General features: G+C 49.6%; 13 protein-coding genes. 12 read left to right on the top strand and 1 reads right to left on the bottom strand.

Annotated features, from left to right (window positions below):
* The first annotated feature begins 15 nt into the window (after positions 1 to 15).
* The 6 genes from AC1VOR_RS13005 to AC1VOR_RS12980 all read left to right on the top strand — a co-directional run bounded on the left by AC1VOR_RS13005 (position 16) and on the right by AC1VOR_RS12980 (position 8155).
* On the top strand, positions 16 to 984 hold the full coding sequence (locus AC1VOR_RS13005; RefSeq protein ID WP_482618388.1) for a glycoside hydrolase family 43 protein: 969 nt from the start codon (positions 16 to 18) through the stop codon (positions 982 to 984).
* Between the two features lie 218 nt (positions 985 to 1202).
* The gene (locus tag AC1VOR_RS13000; RefSeq protein WP_482618387.1) at positions 1203 to 2942 is read left to right on the top strand and encodes an extracellular solute-binding protein; all 1740 of its coding nucleotides are present in this window, start codon (positions 1203 to 1205) and stop codon (positions 2940 to 2942) included.
* Positions 2943 to 3059: 117 nt separating this feature from the next.
* Positions 3060 to 4031, top strand: coding sequence for an ABC transporter permease (locus tag AC1VOR_RS12995; RefSeq protein WP_482618386.1), 972 nt, complete (start codon positions 3060 to 3062; stop codon positions 4029 to 4031).
* Between the two features lie 16 nt (positions 4032 to 4047).
* The gene (locus AC1VOR_RS12990; protein ID WP_059049764.1) at positions 4048 to 4974 is read left to right on the top strand and encodes a carbohydrate ABC transporter permease; all 927 of its coding nucleotides are present in this window, start codon (positions 4048 to 4050) and stop codon (positions 4972 to 4974) included.
* 44 nt (positions 4975 to 5018) lie between these two features.
* Entirely contained in the window at positions 5019 to 6803 is a 1785-nt protein-coding gene (locus tag AC1VOR_RS12985) for a glycoside hydrolase family 2 protein (protein ID WP_482618385.1), read from the top strand.
* A gap of 26 nt (positions 6804 to 6829) precedes the next feature.
* The gene (locus AC1VOR_RS12980) at positions 6830 to 8155 is read left to right on the top strand and encodes a family 43 glycosylhydrolase (RefSeq protein ID WP_482618384.1); all 1326 of its coding nucleotides are present in this window, start codon (positions 6830 to 6832) and stop codon (positions 8153 to 8155) included.
* 369 nt (positions 8156 to 8524) lie between these two features.
* Here AC1VOR_RS12980 and AC1VOR_RS12975 read toward each other — a convergent pair whose 3' ends face one another.
* Positions 8525 to 9427 carry an AraC family transcriptional regulator gene (locus tag AC1VOR_RS12975; RefSeq protein ID WP_482618383.1) on the bottom strand — a complete coding sequence of 301 codons (903 nt, stop codon included), beginning with the start codon at positions 9425 to 9427 and terminating at the stop codon, positions 8525 to 8527.
* A gap of 206 nt (positions 9428 to 9633) precedes the next feature.
* Between AC1VOR_RS12975 and acpS the strand changes: the two genes are divergently transcribed.
* The 6 genes from acpS to AC1VOR_RS12945 all read left to right on the top strand — a co-directional run bounded on the left by acpS (position 9634) and on the right by AC1VOR_RS12945 (position 16627).
* Positions 9634 to 10032 carry a holo-ACP synthase gene (gene acpS, locus AC1VOR_RS12970; RefSeq protein ID WP_482618382.1) on the top strand — a complete coding sequence of 133 codons (399 nt, stop codon included), beginning with the start codon at positions 9634 to 9636 and terminating at the stop codon, positions 10030 to 10032.
* Positions 10033 to 10044: 12 nt separating this feature from the next.
* Positions 10045 to 11283: an A/G-specific adenine glycosylase gene (gene mutY / locus AC1VOR_RS12965; protein ID WP_482618381.1), complete on the top strand. Its 1239-nt coding sequence runs from the start codon at positions 10045 to 10047 to the stop codon at positions 11281 to 11283.
* Between the two features lie 652 nt (positions 11284 to 11935).
* Positions 11936 to 12820: an AraC family transcriptional regulator gene (locus AC1VOR_RS12960; protein ID WP_482618380.1), complete on the top strand. Its 885-nt coding sequence runs from the start codon at positions 11936 to 11938 to the stop codon at positions 12818 to 12820.
* 298 nt (positions 12821 to 13118) lie between these two features.
* The gene (locus AC1VOR_RS12955) at positions 13119 to 14018 is read left to right on the top strand and encodes an ABC transporter permease (RefSeq protein WP_482618566.1); all 900 of its coding nucleotides are present in this window, start codon (positions 13119 to 13121) and stop codon (positions 14016 to 14018) included.
* Between the two features lie 49 nt (positions 14019 to 14067).
* Entirely contained in the window at positions 14068 to 14961 is an 894-nt protein-coding gene (locus AC1VOR_RS12950) for a carbohydrate ABC transporter permease (protein ID WP_482618379.1), read from the top strand.
* A 25-nt stretch (positions 14962 to 14986) separates the two neighbouring features.
* Entirely contained in the window at positions 14987 to 16627 is a 1641-nt protein-coding gene (locus tag AC1VOR_RS12945; RefSeq protein ID WP_482618378.1) for an extracellular solute-binding protein, read from the top strand.
* Position 16628: the final 1 nt, after the last annotated feature.

Genomic DNA, 16628 nt, shown 5'->3' with positions numbered 1-16628 from the left:
TCAGGAGGATACGATATGAGCACGGCCTTATTTCGCAACCCGCTTCTGAATAATGGTCCAGACCCCTGGATCGTTAAGCAAAGTGACGGATTCTATTACATGATGGTGACGGCGGGGAACCACCTGGCTTTGCGGCGCAGTCGTACGATTACGGGATTGGCAGATGAGGAGCCCACAGTCATATGGGCTCCCTCGTCGCCAGGACCATATTCGCATCATCTATGGGCCCCTGAGTTGCATGAGATTGACGGGGTTCGGTATATCTATTATACGGCGAATGACGGAGGAGGGGACGATACACGCAGAGTCTGTGTACTGCAGCTCTCCGGAACGGACCCGATGAAGGATGAATGGGTGTTCAAGGGGGCTGTAAACACCGAGCATCCCGGATTGGATGGTACGGTGCTGGCCCATAACGGAGAGCTGTATTTCTTCTATTCCGGGTATGGGCATTTCCCGGATTACGGTTCTGCTATCTACGCGGCCCGAATGGTTAATCCCTGGACGTTAACCGGTCCAAATGTACTAATCACAGCGCCAACGGCGGATTGGGAGAAGCAAGGGGGCATGGCAATTAATGAAGGACCTGCCTTCTTACGGCGATCCGGTCGTATTTTTCTCATCTTCTCGGCGAGTGCTACATGGTCTGATGACTACTGTTTGGGACTGACTTCTATTTCGGAGTCAGATGATTTGCTGGATGCCTCTGCTTGGGATAAGCATCCTGGTCCGGTATTTGCTCAATATCCGGATCATAAGGTTTACGCTCCCGGTCATAACAGCTTCACCGTATCCCCTGATGGACAAGAGGACTGGATTGTCTATCATGCCTACGATTACTCTGAGGCTGAGCAGAAGCGTTCTGAGGCAAGACCACGTAGTACAAGGGTTCAACGCTTCGGCTGGACAGATGAGGGAAGCCCTGACTTCGGCAAACCCAATTCGCTTGATACGCCGCTTGATCGCCCTTCCGGTGAGGTATAGGAACGAAATGTGGATATTCAAATAATTTGATACAAAAAAAATGTATCAAATTATTTTTTATCACTATGAAAGCGTTGACATAGAGCGGTGAAGGGCCTATAATTTCGATATAGATACAAAATAATTGTAACAAAACATAATATTAATTTGTATCTGACTTATATCTGAACGAAGGGGGATATCATTTCTTTATGAGATTTGATCATGGGAGGATTACTATGAAAAACACTTCAAAACGCATTCTTCATCTCTTATTGGTTGCGATCCTGGTTATGGTTACGGTGACGGCGTGCAGCGGCGGCGACAACAAGGCTGACAAGGCCTCGGACGAATCGAAGAATACGGAGAACGTCCCGAAAAAAGAAAATAATTTTGCTGATATAAGTCAGGATATTCGTGGAAATACGGCTCCAACGCAGGAGCAAATCGATCAAGTGAACTTATCCTTGAATGATACTTATCTGGGTGATCCGTTTGATGAAGTTATCCCTAGTGATTACTCAGCCTATCCGGTAGAAGGCGATGTGACGCTGGAGGTATGGATGCCAGCCAACTCCGACATCCCCGACATGAACAAACATGCCATTCAGAAGCAAGTAGAGAAGCTTACAGGCATTAAAGTGAATTTCATCACCCCGCCGATCGGACAAGAGGCGGATGCCTTTACCCTGATGATCTCTTCCGGCGACTTGCCAGACATCATCATTGGCCCGGGGCGTTACCCAGGAGGATTTGAAGCCGGTGTGAATGATGGCGCTTATCTCGATTTAACAGATTTGATGGACAAACATGCACCTAATTATACAGCATGGCGCAACTCCGATGAAATGCGTAGAAAGACAACCGTTACGGATAATGGTAAGCTACTGGGCTTCTACGGCATCGCTCCTTATTCGGAGTGGACGTGGTTCGGGATGCTCATTAAGCAAGAGGCGCTGGACAAGACGGGACTGGACGTGCCGAATACGATTGATGAATGGCACACGTTCTTGACGAAGGCGAAGGAAGTAGGGTTTACGGAGCCTTTGAACTATGGCTCGAATTACGGTCAAATCTTTACAGGGATTCTTAATGGCGCCTACGGTGTGTGGGACTGGACCTTCCTTGATGGAGATGGCAAGGTAGCATGGGGACCTGCACAGCCGAAAGCGAAGGAATACTTGGCAACGATGCAGCAATGGAACAAGGAAGGTCTGCTGAATCGCGACTGGGCTACGGCTGACTTTAACCAAAGAATGGCCTCGGCAGTGTCCAGCAAGACTGCAGTCATGATGGACTCTCCGGATACGATGTGGAGCTATTGGAAGCAGCAAAATGACATTGATTTCGTTGGAGCGCTGAACCCGATACTGAACGAAGGAGATAAGTCCGGTACCACTTACCGGAACTTTAAGAGAGCGGGCATTGAAGCCGCCATCACGACTCAGGCTGAGAATGTCGAGGCAGCCATGGCCTGGCTTGACTTCAACTTCTCCAAGAAGGGCTGGGAAATCCTTAACTATGGCGAGTATGGCACGGTACATTTGATTGACGAAGCCGGGATGCCATATTATCCGGCAGACAGCTACATTTACAAAGACCCGGATGGTCAGCCTGTTTCGGTAGCCTTGAATAAATATCGGCGTCATGCTTGGCCGAGCATTCGCGATGAGCACAACTCCAATCCGTTAATTGTGGCCGAAGGAAGCTACTCAGGAGATATTCGAGAGTATTGGACGGAGAATATGGATGCCAGCATGGCGCCGCCGCCGATCTCCTTTACGAAGGAAGAAGCCTCCAGGGAAGCAGAATTAGGTAATCAGTTATCCACACTTCGGGGAGAATATTTCGCCAAGATCATTAAGGGTGAATTACCGGTGGATGCTTATGATAAATTCCTGACAGAAGCCAAGAAGATGGGGCTGGATGAGTTCCTTAGCATTCATCAGGCCGCACTGGATCGTTATAACGAAAGATAAGGTTGTTCAATTATTTAAATAATAGGTAGGGTGACGAGGGGATGCATCGGCCAAAGCCAGTACCCCTCGTTAGCTGTACCGACGTCAAATCTGGGACATAAGAGCAGGTGATAGGTCATGGAAATAACCCCGGGATTAGAGAAAGCAAAACCTCCCATTAAGCCCACGAAAACAGGAAATATCGGAAGCGTCATTAAGAAAGATTTCAAGAAGCATTGGTTCGCCTATATGTTGGCGATACCGGTCATTGCCTGGTATTTAATCTTTTGCTACGGACCGATGTGGGGCGTGATGATTGCCTTTAAGGATTTTAAACCGTTGCTTGGTTTTGCCCAAAGCGATTGGGTAGGCTTTAAGCATTTCGTTGATTTCTTCCAGGGTCCTTATTTCTGGCGGGTTGTGAAGAATACGTTGATGCTGAATGTGTGGGGCCTTGCCTTCGGGTTTACGGCACCCATTGTTTTGGCGCTACTTCTTAATGAGGTGCGTGACGGAAAGTTCAAGAAGTCCATTCAGACGATTACGTACATGCCTCACTTTATTTCGCTGGTCGTTGTTTGTGGTATTATTCATATCTTTACGGCGGACGAAGGGGTCGTTACGCAAATCATTCAGTTTTTTACCGGCAAGGAATATACCTCGCTTCTGGGGTATTCCAATTTCTTTAGACCGATCTATACCTTCTCGGGTATATGGCAAAATATAGGCTGGGATAGCATCATCTACTTGGCTGCCATGAGCTCCATCGACCCTGCGTTGTATGAAGCAGCGGATATCGATGGGGTTGGGCGAATCAAGAAAATGTGGTATATTACGCTGCCGCAAATCGCACCGATCATTGTCATTCTGTTCATCTTTGCCGTGGGTGGCTTGATGGCCTCCGGGCATGAGAAGATCATTTTGCTCTATAACCCATTGACCTATGATACAGCGGATGTCATTGCCTCCTATGTGTATCGACGAGGCTTGAGGGAAGCAAGCTTAAGCTTCTCCACGGCCGTTGGCCTATTTAGTGCAGTGATTAACTTTGGCTTGCTGTGGGCGACGAACAAAATCGCCAAGCGGACATCAGAGGTTAGCTTATGGTAAGAAAGAAGGATGCGATATGACAGGACAGGGAGTTATCAGCAGAAGAAGACGGAAGCCCCGGGGAGACCGGGCGTTCGACTATTTGAATTATACGGTGCTGACCGTAATTACATTGGTCTGTTTCTACCCGCTATTGCATATTTTATTTGCTTCAGTCAGTGATCCAAATGCGCTAATTGCTCATAAAGGGGCGCTGTTCAAACCACTTGGTTTTACGCTGGACGGGTATAGACTCGTATTCAAGGATACCAGCTTGCTAATCGGTTACCGCAATACAATTATTTATGTAGGCCTCGGCACGTTTGTTAATATGGCCATGACCATCATGGGGGCATTCGTATTGTCGCGGAGAGATTTGTATTTTAAAAATTACATCATGATCATGATTACGGTCACCATGTTCTTTGGCGGCGGGTTGATACCGTGGTTCTTGCTGATGAAGGATATCGGTATGTACAACAATCTGTGGTCCATGGTTCTGCCTACGGCCTTGAGTACATGGAATATCATTATTCTAAGAACCGGATTTCAGGCCCTTCCGGTTGAGTTGGAAGAGGCGGCGACGATTGACGGAGCTAGCCAAGCTAAAATTTTGCTGCGCGTTATTTTGCCTTTGTCCAAAGCGACCTTGGCTGTTATTTTCCTCTATTATCTTGTAGGGAACTGGAATTCATGGTTTAACGCTATGGTTCTGTTGAAGGATCGCCATCTATTTCCGTTGCAGCTATTAATGAAGGAAATATTGGTGGCCAATGATTCCACGGCGACGACGATTGGTAGTGCAGGTGGTGTAGTGATTAACAGTGCCGAGAGCTCGACGGCTTTCCGGGAACTGGTTAAGTATTGTGCCATTGTCGTGTCTACCGTACCGATCTTGATGGTATATCCGTTCCTGCAGAAATACTTCGTTAAGGGTGTATACGTTGGTTCGATTAAAGGCTAAACGCTTCATGAACCCAAATAAGCATAGCATTGGAGTCGATAACAGTGACAGTGAAATCTAATGATGTGGCCATCCCGCGTTCGGAATATCCAAGGCCTCAATTTGTCCGTCAGGATTGGTTATGCCTGAATGGAGAATGGGACTTCCTATTTGATGATGCCGATGAAGGCGAGGGGGCAGGCTGGTATTTTAAAGGAGCTTCGGCTCCGTTCACGCAGAAAATATCGGTTCCCTTCACTTTTCAAAGCAAGCTGAGCGGCATAGCTGATCCTGCCTTCCATGACATCGTGTGGTATCGCCGTACTTTCGAGGTACCAGAGAGTTGGAGTGGCAAGCGAACGGTACTGCATTTTGGCGCAGTTGATTATGTAGCCAAGGTATGGGTGAATGGTCAACTGGCGGCAATTCATGAAGGTGGGCATACTCCCTTCCATGCGGATATTACTTCGCTGCTGAAAGCCGGGAGCAATACGATTGTACTGCGGGCGCAGGACTACAGCCGTGATGTAACCTTGCCACGGGGCAAGCAATATTGGCTGGAGGACTCAGCCAGCATCTTCTATACGCGGACAACGGGCATCTGGCAGAGCGTCTGGCTGGAGCCGGTGTCGGCCGTTCATTTGGACAAAGTGATGGTTACCCCGGATATTGACCGCAATGAAATTCGCTTGCGTACTTTTATAGAAGGCTTGCCTATCGGTAGCGGTTCCGGTGTTAAATTACGAGTGCGGATTTCGTTCCAGGGAGAAATGGTAGCCGAAGATGAATATATGGTTAAGGGTGCTGAGCAGACTCGCACCATCGGCTTGAATGACTTTACTGATCATGGTCACGGACGGTTGTGGAGCCCGGAGCATCCGAACCTGTACGATATAGAATACAGTCTGGTGCAAGCAGGGGAATGTGTCGACGAGGTATCCAGTTATTTTGGGATGCGTAAGGTGTCTATTGAGAATGGCAAATGGTCGTTGAACAACCGTCCTTATTATCAGCGGCTTGTATTGGATCAGGGGTACTTCCCGGAAGGTCTGCTGACGGCTCCTACGGATGAGGATATAAAGCGTGATGTGGAACTGACAAAGGAAATGGGCTTCAATGGAGCGAGAAAGCACCAGAAGACGGAAGATCCGAGATTTTTGTACTGGTGCGATAAGCTGGGTTTGCTGGTCTGGAGCGAAGCGGCGAATGCGTATGAGTATTCGGAGCAATATGTTCGCCGTTTTACGAAGGAATGGATCGAGATTATGGAGCGGGATTACAGCCATCCTTGTATCGTAGTTTGGGTGCCGCTCAACGAGAGCTGGGGTGTGCCTAATGTGCAGATTGATCAGCGTCAGCAGCAGCATGGGCTCGCAATGTACCATCTGACCAAATCGCTGGACCTGACCCGTCCTGTCGTATATAACGATGGGTGGGAGCATATGCTTACAGATCTGGTCACGATTCACGATTACGAGAGCCGCCAGGAAGTGCTGGAGGAACGTTATGCAACTGCGGAATCAGCAGTTCAGGCCATGCCAGCGAACCGTCGTATCTTTGTAGGGGGCGCATCCTATCAAGGTCAACCGATCCTCGTGTCTGAGTTTGGCGGCATTGCCTTCAAGAAGAGCGATTGGGAAGGCTGGGGATACTCTGGTGCGGACAATGAAGAAGACTATCTCCGCAAGCTTAAGGCTGTGGTGGATCCGATGTTCTCTTCCCCGATCATTCAGGGGTATTGTTATACCCAATTGACGGATGTGGAGCAGGAAATCAATGGCTTGTTGACGTATGACCGGGTGCCGAAGGCGCCGCTTGAGGATATTCGCAAGATCATGACCGGAGCATAACATTCGCGAAAGGCGGGATTGCGACAATGGCAATAGCCGGGACGGGAGTCGTAAACTTTTATAATGTGCTGCTACAGGATGGAGCTGACCCATGGGTGTATAAGCACACGGACGGGTATTACTATTTCACAAAAACCACCGGCAATAACGTGACGATTTGGAAATCCCGGCACTTGACGGATCTCGATGCGGGTCAGACCCGGGCCATTCCAACAGGAGGACATAACATATGGGCGCCCGAGCTTCACTATATTAACGGAGCCTGGTATGCGTATTATGCCAAGGATGACGGGGACAATGCCAATCACCGCATGTATGTTCTGGAGAATACCAACGCCGATCCACTGCAAGGTACATGGCAGGACAAAGGGAAAATTACCGATGCGACCAATAAGTGGGCTATCGATGGCACGGTATTACAGGTGAATGGACAATTGTATTTTATCTGGTCCGGCTGGGAAGGCGACGTGAACGTCAGTCAGCAATTATATATCGCCCATATGAGCAATCCGTGGACCATCGATTCTGCGCGGGTGGAAATCTCGCGTCCTACCCTGGCGTGGGAGACGAATCATTCCCCCCTCATTAATGAAGGGCCGCAGGTTGTCGTGCGAGGGAGCCAGATTTATCTGGTGTACTCCGCCAGCGGCAGTTGGACGGATGATTATTGTCTGGGCTTGTTGACGGCGGATGTCTCGGCAAATTTGCTTGATCCGGCTTCGTGGCACAAGCGCAACCAGCCGATTTTCAAATCCGGGGGCGGGTTGTACGGGCCGGGACATCATTCCTTTACGAAGTCGCCTGATGGCACCGAGGATTGGATTGTCTACCATGTTGCTAAATACCAAGGGGCAGGCTGGAATCGCGAGGTGCGATTGCAGAAATTCACTTGGCATGCTGATGGTACGCCGAACCTGGGGGTGCCAGCTAATCCGAATGCCCCGATTGCCTTGCCTTCGGGCGAAGGCTCTCGTGTTCGGTACGAGGGAGAACAGGGGACGTTTGCCGGTGTAGCGTATGCCTCGGGAAGTCCAAACGGTTCGGGCGGGCAGAAAGCAGGCCATATTGATACGCCAGAAAGCTATGTACAGTTCGAGATTGAGGTTGCGGTGTCAGGTGAATATGTATTGCTGGCCCGAACGGCCAACGGTACCACTGGTGCTTCATGGTCTCATCTGATGCTCAGTGTAAATTCCGCTCCCGCCAGTCCATTCTATATTACGCATAAGGGCTGGGAGAACTGGGGGCTATCAACCGCGAACATTCATCTTACAGCGGGGACGAATACCATTCGCTTCTCCAAGGGAGATGGATATGGCGAAGTAGACTTCTTCGACATCAAGCCGAAGTAAGCTTAGAGTTTAGAAAGCCAGTGCAGGGAGCTTGTCAAAGCTTCCGGACACTGGCTTTTTTTGATGTAACCGCTCATTGGGGGGAAGTGCAAATGCACAACTAGTGGGAAATTCTCCCTCAAATCTATAGAAAAAGGCTGAATTTTGAGATTTAACTGGAAAACCTCCCTATAAATCCGTACTTTACGGCCATATTTGGCGCTTTAGTCCGAATTATATGGAGGAATTCCCTATAATCATGTTTTATTACTCTCAAAGCGATTTTTATATGGAGATTTTCCCGTTAATTAGAGAGATTCAGAATGTTGAGAATGGCCTCTCTTCTGCAAACAGCTTAGTCTATAGAGATAGAGATGGTAGCTGTATCCATTATGATTTGGCTACGGGTTGAACCGGAATATAGATGTCGATTTGCTTGCCTTCCTTCGGCCAGCAACGTTCGTCGTACCACTCAAAATCAGGGGCAGCTACTTGTTCATAGCCTGATGTAGGGAACCAGTCGGTAAAAATATCGTCCCAGGTTTGCTGAATGGAAGCAACGAATTCGGTCTGGCTAGCTGGGGGCGTTGTGAATATGGCATATGTCGTCGCCGGAATGGTGTATTCGGTCAGTCCCTCGGGAACGGGCGTTGATTCACTGACTTCGAAGCCGATGATATAGAGGAAGGAACCGTCCTCATTTAATGTAGTACATACGCCTAATTCAACATTGGGATTTGTCTTGCCTGGTACGGTTCTTCCCCATTGCTCCTGAATATATTGTTGCCAAAAGGCGGGGATCTGGGCGTTGTTCTGTCCTTCAACGGTGGTTGTGTTCATAGAGTAGCCCATAATGCGCATGGCTGGCAGTGACTCGATACGATATTGCATGTCATAATCTCTCCGATCATAGGTTATTGGGTTGTTCATGTTACGCAGCAAATTGGCTTTGGATACAATGCAGGTCAGATGACCTTGCTTGCGGCATTCCGTCGGTAACATACCGAACATTTTGCGGAATGCCCGGGTGAAGGCCTCGTGGGAACTAAAGCCGCAGCTCAAAGCGATGTCCAGTACCTTCAACTCGGATGTGGTTAGCAGCTCAGCCGCTTTGGAGAGTCGCCGCTTGCGGACGTAGGAAGTCATCGTGTCTCCTACAAAATACAGAAAGGTGCGGTGGAAATGGTATTCAGAATAGCCCGCAGCCTTGGAAACCCCGGCTAGTGTAAGTTCTTCCCCTAGCCGTTCTTCAATATAGTCGACACTTTGTTGAATGATGGTGATTTGGTTCATGAACCTATCCTCCAGACCGGTCAATAAGAGGTAGTGATTAAGTTAACTATAAGCTTAGTATAGTCCAGTATAACGGTAGTTTCTTGATCATGCTTGCTCTTTATAACGCAGATTCGCGTCGTGGGTCGTTCCCTGTTACAATGGGAAATGGCAGTCGCTTACCGACAGGGAAGCTGGCCGGGTAACGAAGGAAGAGGGGATTTGCCTTGATTCTTGGAGTAGGACATGATGTAGTGGACATTGAGCGTATTCAGCGCATGCTGAACGGAGCCGCAGGCGAACGTCTGCGCAGAAGAATTCTAACACCTGCTGAACTGGAGCTACCTGGGCAATCTGCTCGACCTGCTGAATTTCTGGCGGGACGCTTTGCGGCGAAGGAAGCGCTCAGTAAGGCTTTTGGCTGTGGCATTGGAGGTGTCCTCGGCTTTGGCGATATGGAGATATTGCCAGATCAGGCGGGTCGTCCGGCTGTCACGTTATCAGCAGCAGCATGGGATCGCTTGGCGCTGGACAAGCAGGGGAGTGGCCGCTGTGTCATACATCTTAGTATTACGCATGAACGGCAGTTGGCTTCGGCCTTTGCCGTTGTGGAACGCGTGGAATAGAAGGAGAGCAGGATGCAGGAGAGCAAGGTTTTCTTTAGTACGGAGTTGCTGATATGGTACGAAGGGGCGAAGCGGGATCTGCCTTGGCGCAGACATCGTGATCCTTATTATATATGGGTGTCGGAGATTATGCTTCAACAGACGCGGGTCGATACGGTGATTCCTTATTTTCAGCGTTTCATCGAGCGCTTTCCGACGGTAACGGCTTTATCGGAGGCGCCGGAGGAGGATGTCCTCAAGTGCTGGGAGGGGCTCGGCTATTATTCGCGGGCCCGCAATCTGCAAGCAGCGGCCCAGCAGGTTGTACAGCGGCACGACGGAATCGTGCCGGATAATAAGGCGGAGATCTCCGCCTTGAAGGGGGTTGGCCCCTATACGACCGGGGCAATCCTTAGTATTGCTTTTAACCGCCCGGAGCCGGCGGTGGATGGTAACGTCATGCGGGTGCTATCGCGTTACTTCATGATTGAAGAGGATATCATGAAGACGGGGACGCGCACCTTGATGGAAGGATTGGCCGCGGAGCTGATCCCGCAGGGACGGGCCTCGGACTTCAATCAGGCGTTGATGGAACTGGGCGCGCTGATTTGCACACCCAAATCCCCGCAATGCCTGATTTGCCCGGTCATGGCCCGCTGCACCGGCAGGCTTGAGGGCGCGGAGGAGCGCCTGCCGGTCAAGACCAAGGCGAAGCCGCCGCGGCCGGAGTACCGGCTCACCGCCGTCGTGGAAGGCGGCGGTGACCTGGCCGGCCGCGTGCTGGTGCGCCGACGGCCGGACACGGGGCTGCTCGCACGGATGTGGGAGCTGCCGCATATCCCGGCCGCCGCCGTGGCGGGCGAAGGCGCCGGGCTGCCAGACGGCCCGGCGATGGACCGCCTGGCCGCGGAACTGGCCGGGGCGGGAGTTATCGCCCGGCCGCAAGGGGCGATGATGAACGCGGAGCACACGTTCAGCCACATTCATTGGAACCTCCGCGTCTTCCGGTTTGCGGCGGAGGTTTCAGGCACAACGAGCCGCGGCGTGCCGGGCGCGGCCCGGATCAATAGCGCTAGCGCCAGTGGTTTTGCTCAAATGGCTGCCGTTGCCGAGAGCACAGCCGGGTACGAGACGGCTGGTGATGCTGGTGACGTTGACGTTACTGGCAGCGCGGGCAGCACGACTGAATATCGTTGGATTACCCGGCAGGACATGGACAAGCTGGCTTTTCCTAATGTATTCTTGAAAATATTAAACAGTTACTTTCAATAACTAGGTCGATTCTTATGACTTGCGCATTAGCGGGAAATAGTCATGCTAATTGGCTGATATCAGGCCTGAAACTCGAATTAAAGGGAAATTCTCCTTATAATTTGAGCGATTTCTCTCGAATCACTGTGAATCGGAAGAATTAACTGGAGGATTTCCATATAAAAGCAGCAGATATAGGTGTTTGCAGCATTTTAGCTGTAGAATTTCCTTCTAATTATAAGTTGAACGATAATTACATCCAACCCGTACAACAACAGCCTTCTTATCCATGTCAAAAGTAGATAAGGGGCTGTTATTTGTTGGTTTGAGGACGGGTTCTCCCGGCATCGGCTTTTGAGGAACAAAAGGGTAAGGTATGTCGGATGTTAGGATGAACCACTTTAACCAACGAATCGAACCAATTTAACTCAACCAGCACGACCAACTCACCAGCAACCCAACCCCTCACCTCACACACCCTAACTTTTCCACTAACCTTACGATTTTTCTATCCTCTTCTACCCACCATACTGACCCCTCCACCATAAGGAGCCACATCCATGAACCCAAGTATCCGGTAAGTCTCATTAATGGTATATTTATACGTATATTGATAGTAGTTAACCCTACGGATGCAGCTTGGACACTTTGCCTCAAAGGAGAGAAGCGGATCATGAAATTGGCCGAATTGGGGGGAGCTATCCCCAGGGAGAAAGTATTGCTGGACAAGAGATATCCACTTTACATTGCAGAAACGGTCGGTGTGAATACCCACTACCAGAAGCTGCATTGGCATGACGTGCTGGAGATTAACTATATTTCTTCCGGGTGTGGCTACTACATTATTAATGGGAAGTCCTTTGAATTCAAGGAGGGGGATATTCTCCTGATCAATTCCAATGATCTGCATTGTGCCTACGAGATGCGTGATCTGGTTATTCTGGTCATTGAATTTGATATGGCCTGGTTCGCCGGGAGCCTCCGTTATGATCCGGAGATTTTGGCTCCATTTAAAGAAATGGGCATTCATTTCACGAATCTGCTGGATCGCAACTCACCGTACATCAATGAGCTGCGCATTTTATTACAAACCATGCTGAGGGAGCATGAGCAAGAGCAACGTTCTTACATCTCTATGGTGCATGCCTTGCTGCTGCAATTCCTGTCCTGCGTCAATCGCTATTTTCGTTCAAATGTGGCACATCAAAGTCGCTCGGAGATCGGTTCTATGCAGCTAGAGAAGGTGCGGCAAATTATCCATACCATGGAGGAGAAGCTGGCTCATCCCTGGACTCTGGAAGAGTTAGCCGCTTCCGCCTATCTTAGCCCCTCCCGGTTCAGCGATATTTTTCGCCGGGCAGTGGGTCGACCTCCCCTTGAATACCTCATCCAACTACGTCTGGAGCATGCGCTTCGACTGTTGGAGACTACTCCGCACAAGATCAGCGACATTGCGATGGAATGTGGCTTCCGCAGTCTGTCCAATTTTAATCACTTATTCCGCAAGCATTTTGATATGTCTCCTAAGCACGCTCGAACTCATATAACCTCAAAATAAAGAAAAGCGCTTTCAATTTCCATGAAAATAACATAAACATAACATTGGAAGTTTCATATGTACGAATTTAACGTTAATCATCCAATTTTCAGTAAAATATCGTTGCTTTTCAGACATTTAACGGGAGAATGTAGCTAAATAAGCTTATAAAATAGTCTCAAATGGAAGAAAACCTTACGCAAGAGAAGGATGCGTAAGGTCTTTTCTTCAAAAAAAGGGGGGGACGCTGCTGCAACCCGGTATACACAAAGAGAAAAAGGGTTTGAACCGGCCTAGCCGAAGCTTCAAGCCTAAATTGATGGAGAACTTCCTCAGACAGTGGGATGTTCAGTTGATGGTCTTGCCTGCCCTGTTGTTCATCCTGGTGTTCAGCTATATCCCCATGTACGGGGTACTGATGGCGTTTCAGGATTACAACATTTTTACAGGCTTTATGGCAAGTCCGTGGGTGGGCTTCAAGCATTTTGAAATGTTCTTCCATGCCCCAGAGTTCTGGAGTGTTATCCGTAACACGGTAGTCATCAGTTTGCTTAAGCTGTTTATTGGATTTCCAGCTCCGATTCTGCTCGCGTTAATGCTGAACGAAGTGCATAACCGGGTATTCAAACGGACCATCCAGACTATTAGCTATTTGCCACATTTCATCTCGTGGGTTATCGTTTCCGGGTTTGTTACCTCGCTATTGTCAACGGATAACGGAAGCTTCAATATTCTGCTGCAGCAGCTTAACCTGATTGACAAGCCTATCAATTTCTTGTCTATTCCAGAGTATTTCTGGACCATTCTCGTGACGACAGGGGTTTGGAAGGAGATTGGCTTTTCCTCCATCGTGTACCTCGCCGCCATTGCAGGAGTAGATCCCCAACTCTATGAAGCGGGAGCTATGGACGGAGCCAGCCGGCTGCGACAGATGTTCTCCATTACGCTGCCTTCCATTTTACCGGTTATTATCATTTTCCTCATTTTGAACATCGGCAATTTGCTGAACGCAGGGTTTGAGGACATTTTGCTGCTGGGCGCAAATCCGGTGCTACGGGATGTGGCCGATGTCATCGACACTTACGTGTACCGTGTTGGGATTCAGAACAACAGATATTCTTATGCTACGGCTGTCGGATTGTTTAAGGGAGTGCTTAGTGTGGCGCTGTTGGCCGGGGCTAACTATGCAGCGCGCCGATCGGGGAACAGCCTATGGTAGCCACCGTTTATCCTGACAAGCACGCCAATCGGAAGAGAGGGAAGACGCAATGAAGCTGACTCTGGGCGACAAGACGCTGTCCGCGGTCATTTACATCCTGCTGTTCGTGCTGGGGTTTGCCGCTTTTTATCCCTTCTGGAACGCCGCTGTGATTTCTTTCAATAGCGGAAACGACACGATGCGAGGGGGCATCACCTTCTGGCCTCGAGAGTTTACCTTGGAAAATTATGCGGTGGTATTCAAGGACGACCGGCTGCTGGGTGGCTTTGGCGTATCTGTGCTGAGAACGGTAGTAGGCACCTTTTTATCGATTCTGGCCACCGCTATTTTTGCCTATGGGATGACCAAGACCTGGTTGATCGGCCGCAAGTTCTATATGGTTGTTTGCATCGTTACTATGTTCTTTAGCGGTGGACTTATCCCGACTTATCTGTTAATTCGCGAACTACAACTGATTGATACATTTTGGGTCATGGTCGTGCCGGGACTGATCAGTGTGTGGAACATGATAATATTCCGTACATTCTTCAAAGGAATGCCAGCCGGTCTTGACGAGTCGGCCCGCATTGACGGTTGCTCCAACTGGGGGGTGTTGTTCCGAATTATTTTGCCGCTGTCCGGACCTGTGCTGGCAACGTTGGCTTTGTTCACTGCCGTGTATCACTGGAATGACTGGTTTGCCCCTAGTATCTATATCTCCAACGTTGATCTGCTGCCGATACAAACCAAGTTGCAGCAGATATTGAACTCGAACATCATGCTTGAGCAGATGTCGCAGATGGATTCAGCCGCCGCCAGTCATTTGAACCGAATGAAGACGGTAACTACCAAGTCATTGTCCATGGCCACGATGATGGTCGCGACAGTACCCATCTTGTGCGTATATCCGTTTGTGCAGAAGTATTTTGTGAAGGGTGTCATGATCGGGTCTTTGAAGGAATAGTTCCGCAAATGAGGGGGAGTCTTGTATGAAGCATTGGAAACATTGGAAAACAACAAAAAGGCTGGCGTTCATTTCCATGTTGGCGGCTGTGCTGGCGCTGACCGCTTGTTCGGGCGGAGGGGCTGACAACAAGGCTAATGAAGGAGCTCCGCAAGGTGGAGGGCCATCTGCGGGTGAGTCGGGTCCGCTGACCTTCACCTTCTATGGCCACTACGATTGGTATACGATGCCTAACTGGGGAGAGGACCTGTCCACCAAATGGATTCAAGAGAACAAGCAGATTACCGTAGAGCCCATCAGTTCTGGCGGCAACGCCAAGCAGAAGCTGAGTACCATGATTGTATCCGGGCAATTGCCGGATGTGATCTGGATGGAACGGGGAGCGGATGTGGAGAAGCTGCGCTCTGCCGGAATGCTGGTCCCCTTTGACGACTATTTGGAGAAGTACCCTAATTTGAAAAAATGGGCAGGAGACTCAACGCTCGATATGCTCAGGTCACCCGACGGGAAGTTATATCAGTTCCCTAACTGGTATACGACGCAGCCTAACGGCAATGCAGGATATCTGGTCAACAAGAAAATCTATAACGAGCTTGGTGCTCCGGCGCTGGAGACTACCGATGACTTGTATGCTTATTTGAAGCAGGTGAAGGCCAATTATCCGAATGTTGTGCCGTTGGAGGTTGGGCAGGGAGGGGCCGGTATAGAGATATTAACGACGGCATTTGGCGAGAATTATCCCGCTACGTTCACCGCAATGAAGGGTGTCCCTTCCGGAGATCAATTAAATTCACTGTTCACTGACCCGGTGTTCAGGGAAGGCATCGGATTTGCCAATAAGCTATACCGTGAAGGATTAATCTCGCAAGATGCATTCACGCAAAAGCTGGAGCAGGTCGAGCAGAAGGTACGGAATGGACAGGTCGCTATGTATGTGGCCTCAAGCCCAACGGAGTTTGGAGCTATCGGCAATGCCTTGCTATCGGCAGAAGATCCGGAGGCTGGCTACATTATGGTATGGCCTATTCATAAGGCAGGGCTGGATAAGAACAAGATTTATCCCGGTGATTACAAGCAGCAGGGCTGGAATGTGAATGTGATTACCCGCTCAGCCAAGGACCCAGAAGCGATCTTTGCGTTCCTCGATTGGATGACGGGTCCCGAGGGACAACGGATCATTATGTGGGGACCAGAGGGGTTGTATTGGGACGGCGCGGATGAAGAAGAAGCTCCTTTGTTCACGGAGAAGTTCACTTCGGATACGAAAGGCCGCGATGAATTGATGAATGCCACCGTCAACTTCCAGTGGGTGGGCAATACCGTATATGTGGATAATTCGAAGATGAAATTTGAATCCACCCTTCCGCCGGAGAAGCAGAACTGGGAGTCAAGATGGCAGTCGGAGATTACCTGGAAAACACAATACAACACAACAGAATTTACGAACCTTGATCCGGCGGGGGATAGCGAGGAAGGAATCGTGGCACAAAGTGTACTCGATATCTATACCAAGGTCCTGGCGTCGGCCGTCATGAACGCGAAGTCTGAGACAGAGGTGGCTGCGACGCTTGATCAGGCAGAAGCGGATGCGCAGAAGGCGGGATATGACAAATTGCTGAAGTACAAGACAGAAAGATGGCAGGAGAACCTAAGTAAGCTGAAATAGG

This window comes from Paenibacillus sp. 1SOY10, from assembly GCF_056836745.1.
Note: the sequence above shows the minus strand (reverse complement) of the source record. Positions and strands in the feature narration are given on the sequence as shown.

Excerpts from the sequence above, each read along its gene's own strand:
- AC1VOR_RS13005 (WP_482618388.1), top strand. The coding sequence starts at position 16 with ATGAGCACGGCCTTATTTCGCAACCCGCTTCTGAATAATGGTCCAGAC.
- AC1VOR_RS13000 (WP_482618387.1), top strand. The coding sequence starts at position 1,203 with ATGAAAAACACTTCAAAACGCATTCTTCATCTCTTATTGGTTGCGATC.
- AC1VOR_RS12995 (WP_482618386.1), top strand. The coding sequence starts at position 3,060 with ATGGAAATAACCCCGGGATTAGAGAAAGCAAAACCTCCCATTAAGCCC.
- AC1VOR_RS12990 (WP_059049764.1), top strand. The coding sequence starts at position 4,048 with ATGACAGGACAGGGAGTTATCAGCAGAAGAAGACGGAAGCCCCGGGGA.
- AC1VOR_RS12980 (WP_482618384.1), top strand. The coding sequence starts at position 6,830 with ATGGCAATAGCCGGGACGGGAGTCGTAAACTTTTATAATGTGCTGCTA.
- AC1VOR_RS12975 (WP_482618383.1), bottom strand. The coding sequence starts at position 9,427 with ATGAACCAAATCACCATCATTCAACAAAGTGTCGACTATATTGAAGAA.
- mutY (WP_482618381.1), top strand. The coding sequence starts at position 10,045 with ATGCAGGAGAGCAAGGTTTTCTTTAGTACGGAGTTGCTGATATGGTAC.
- AC1VOR_RS12960 (WP_482618380.1), top strand. The coding sequence starts at position 11,936 with ATGAAATTGGCCGAATTGGGGGGAGCTATCCCCAGGGAGAAAGTATTG.
- AC1VOR_RS12955 (WP_482618566.1), top strand. The coding sequence starts at position 13,119 with ATGGAGAACTTCCTCAGACAGTGGGATGTTCAGTTGATGGTCTTGCCT.
- AC1VOR_RS12950 (WP_482618379.1), top strand. The coding sequence starts at position 14,068 with ATGAAGCTGACTCTGGGCGACAAGACGCTGTCCGCGGTCATTTACATC.
- AC1VOR_RS12945 (WP_482618378.1), top strand. The coding sequence starts at position 14,987 with ATGAAGCATTGGAAACATTGGAAAACAACAAAAAGGCTGGCGTTCATT.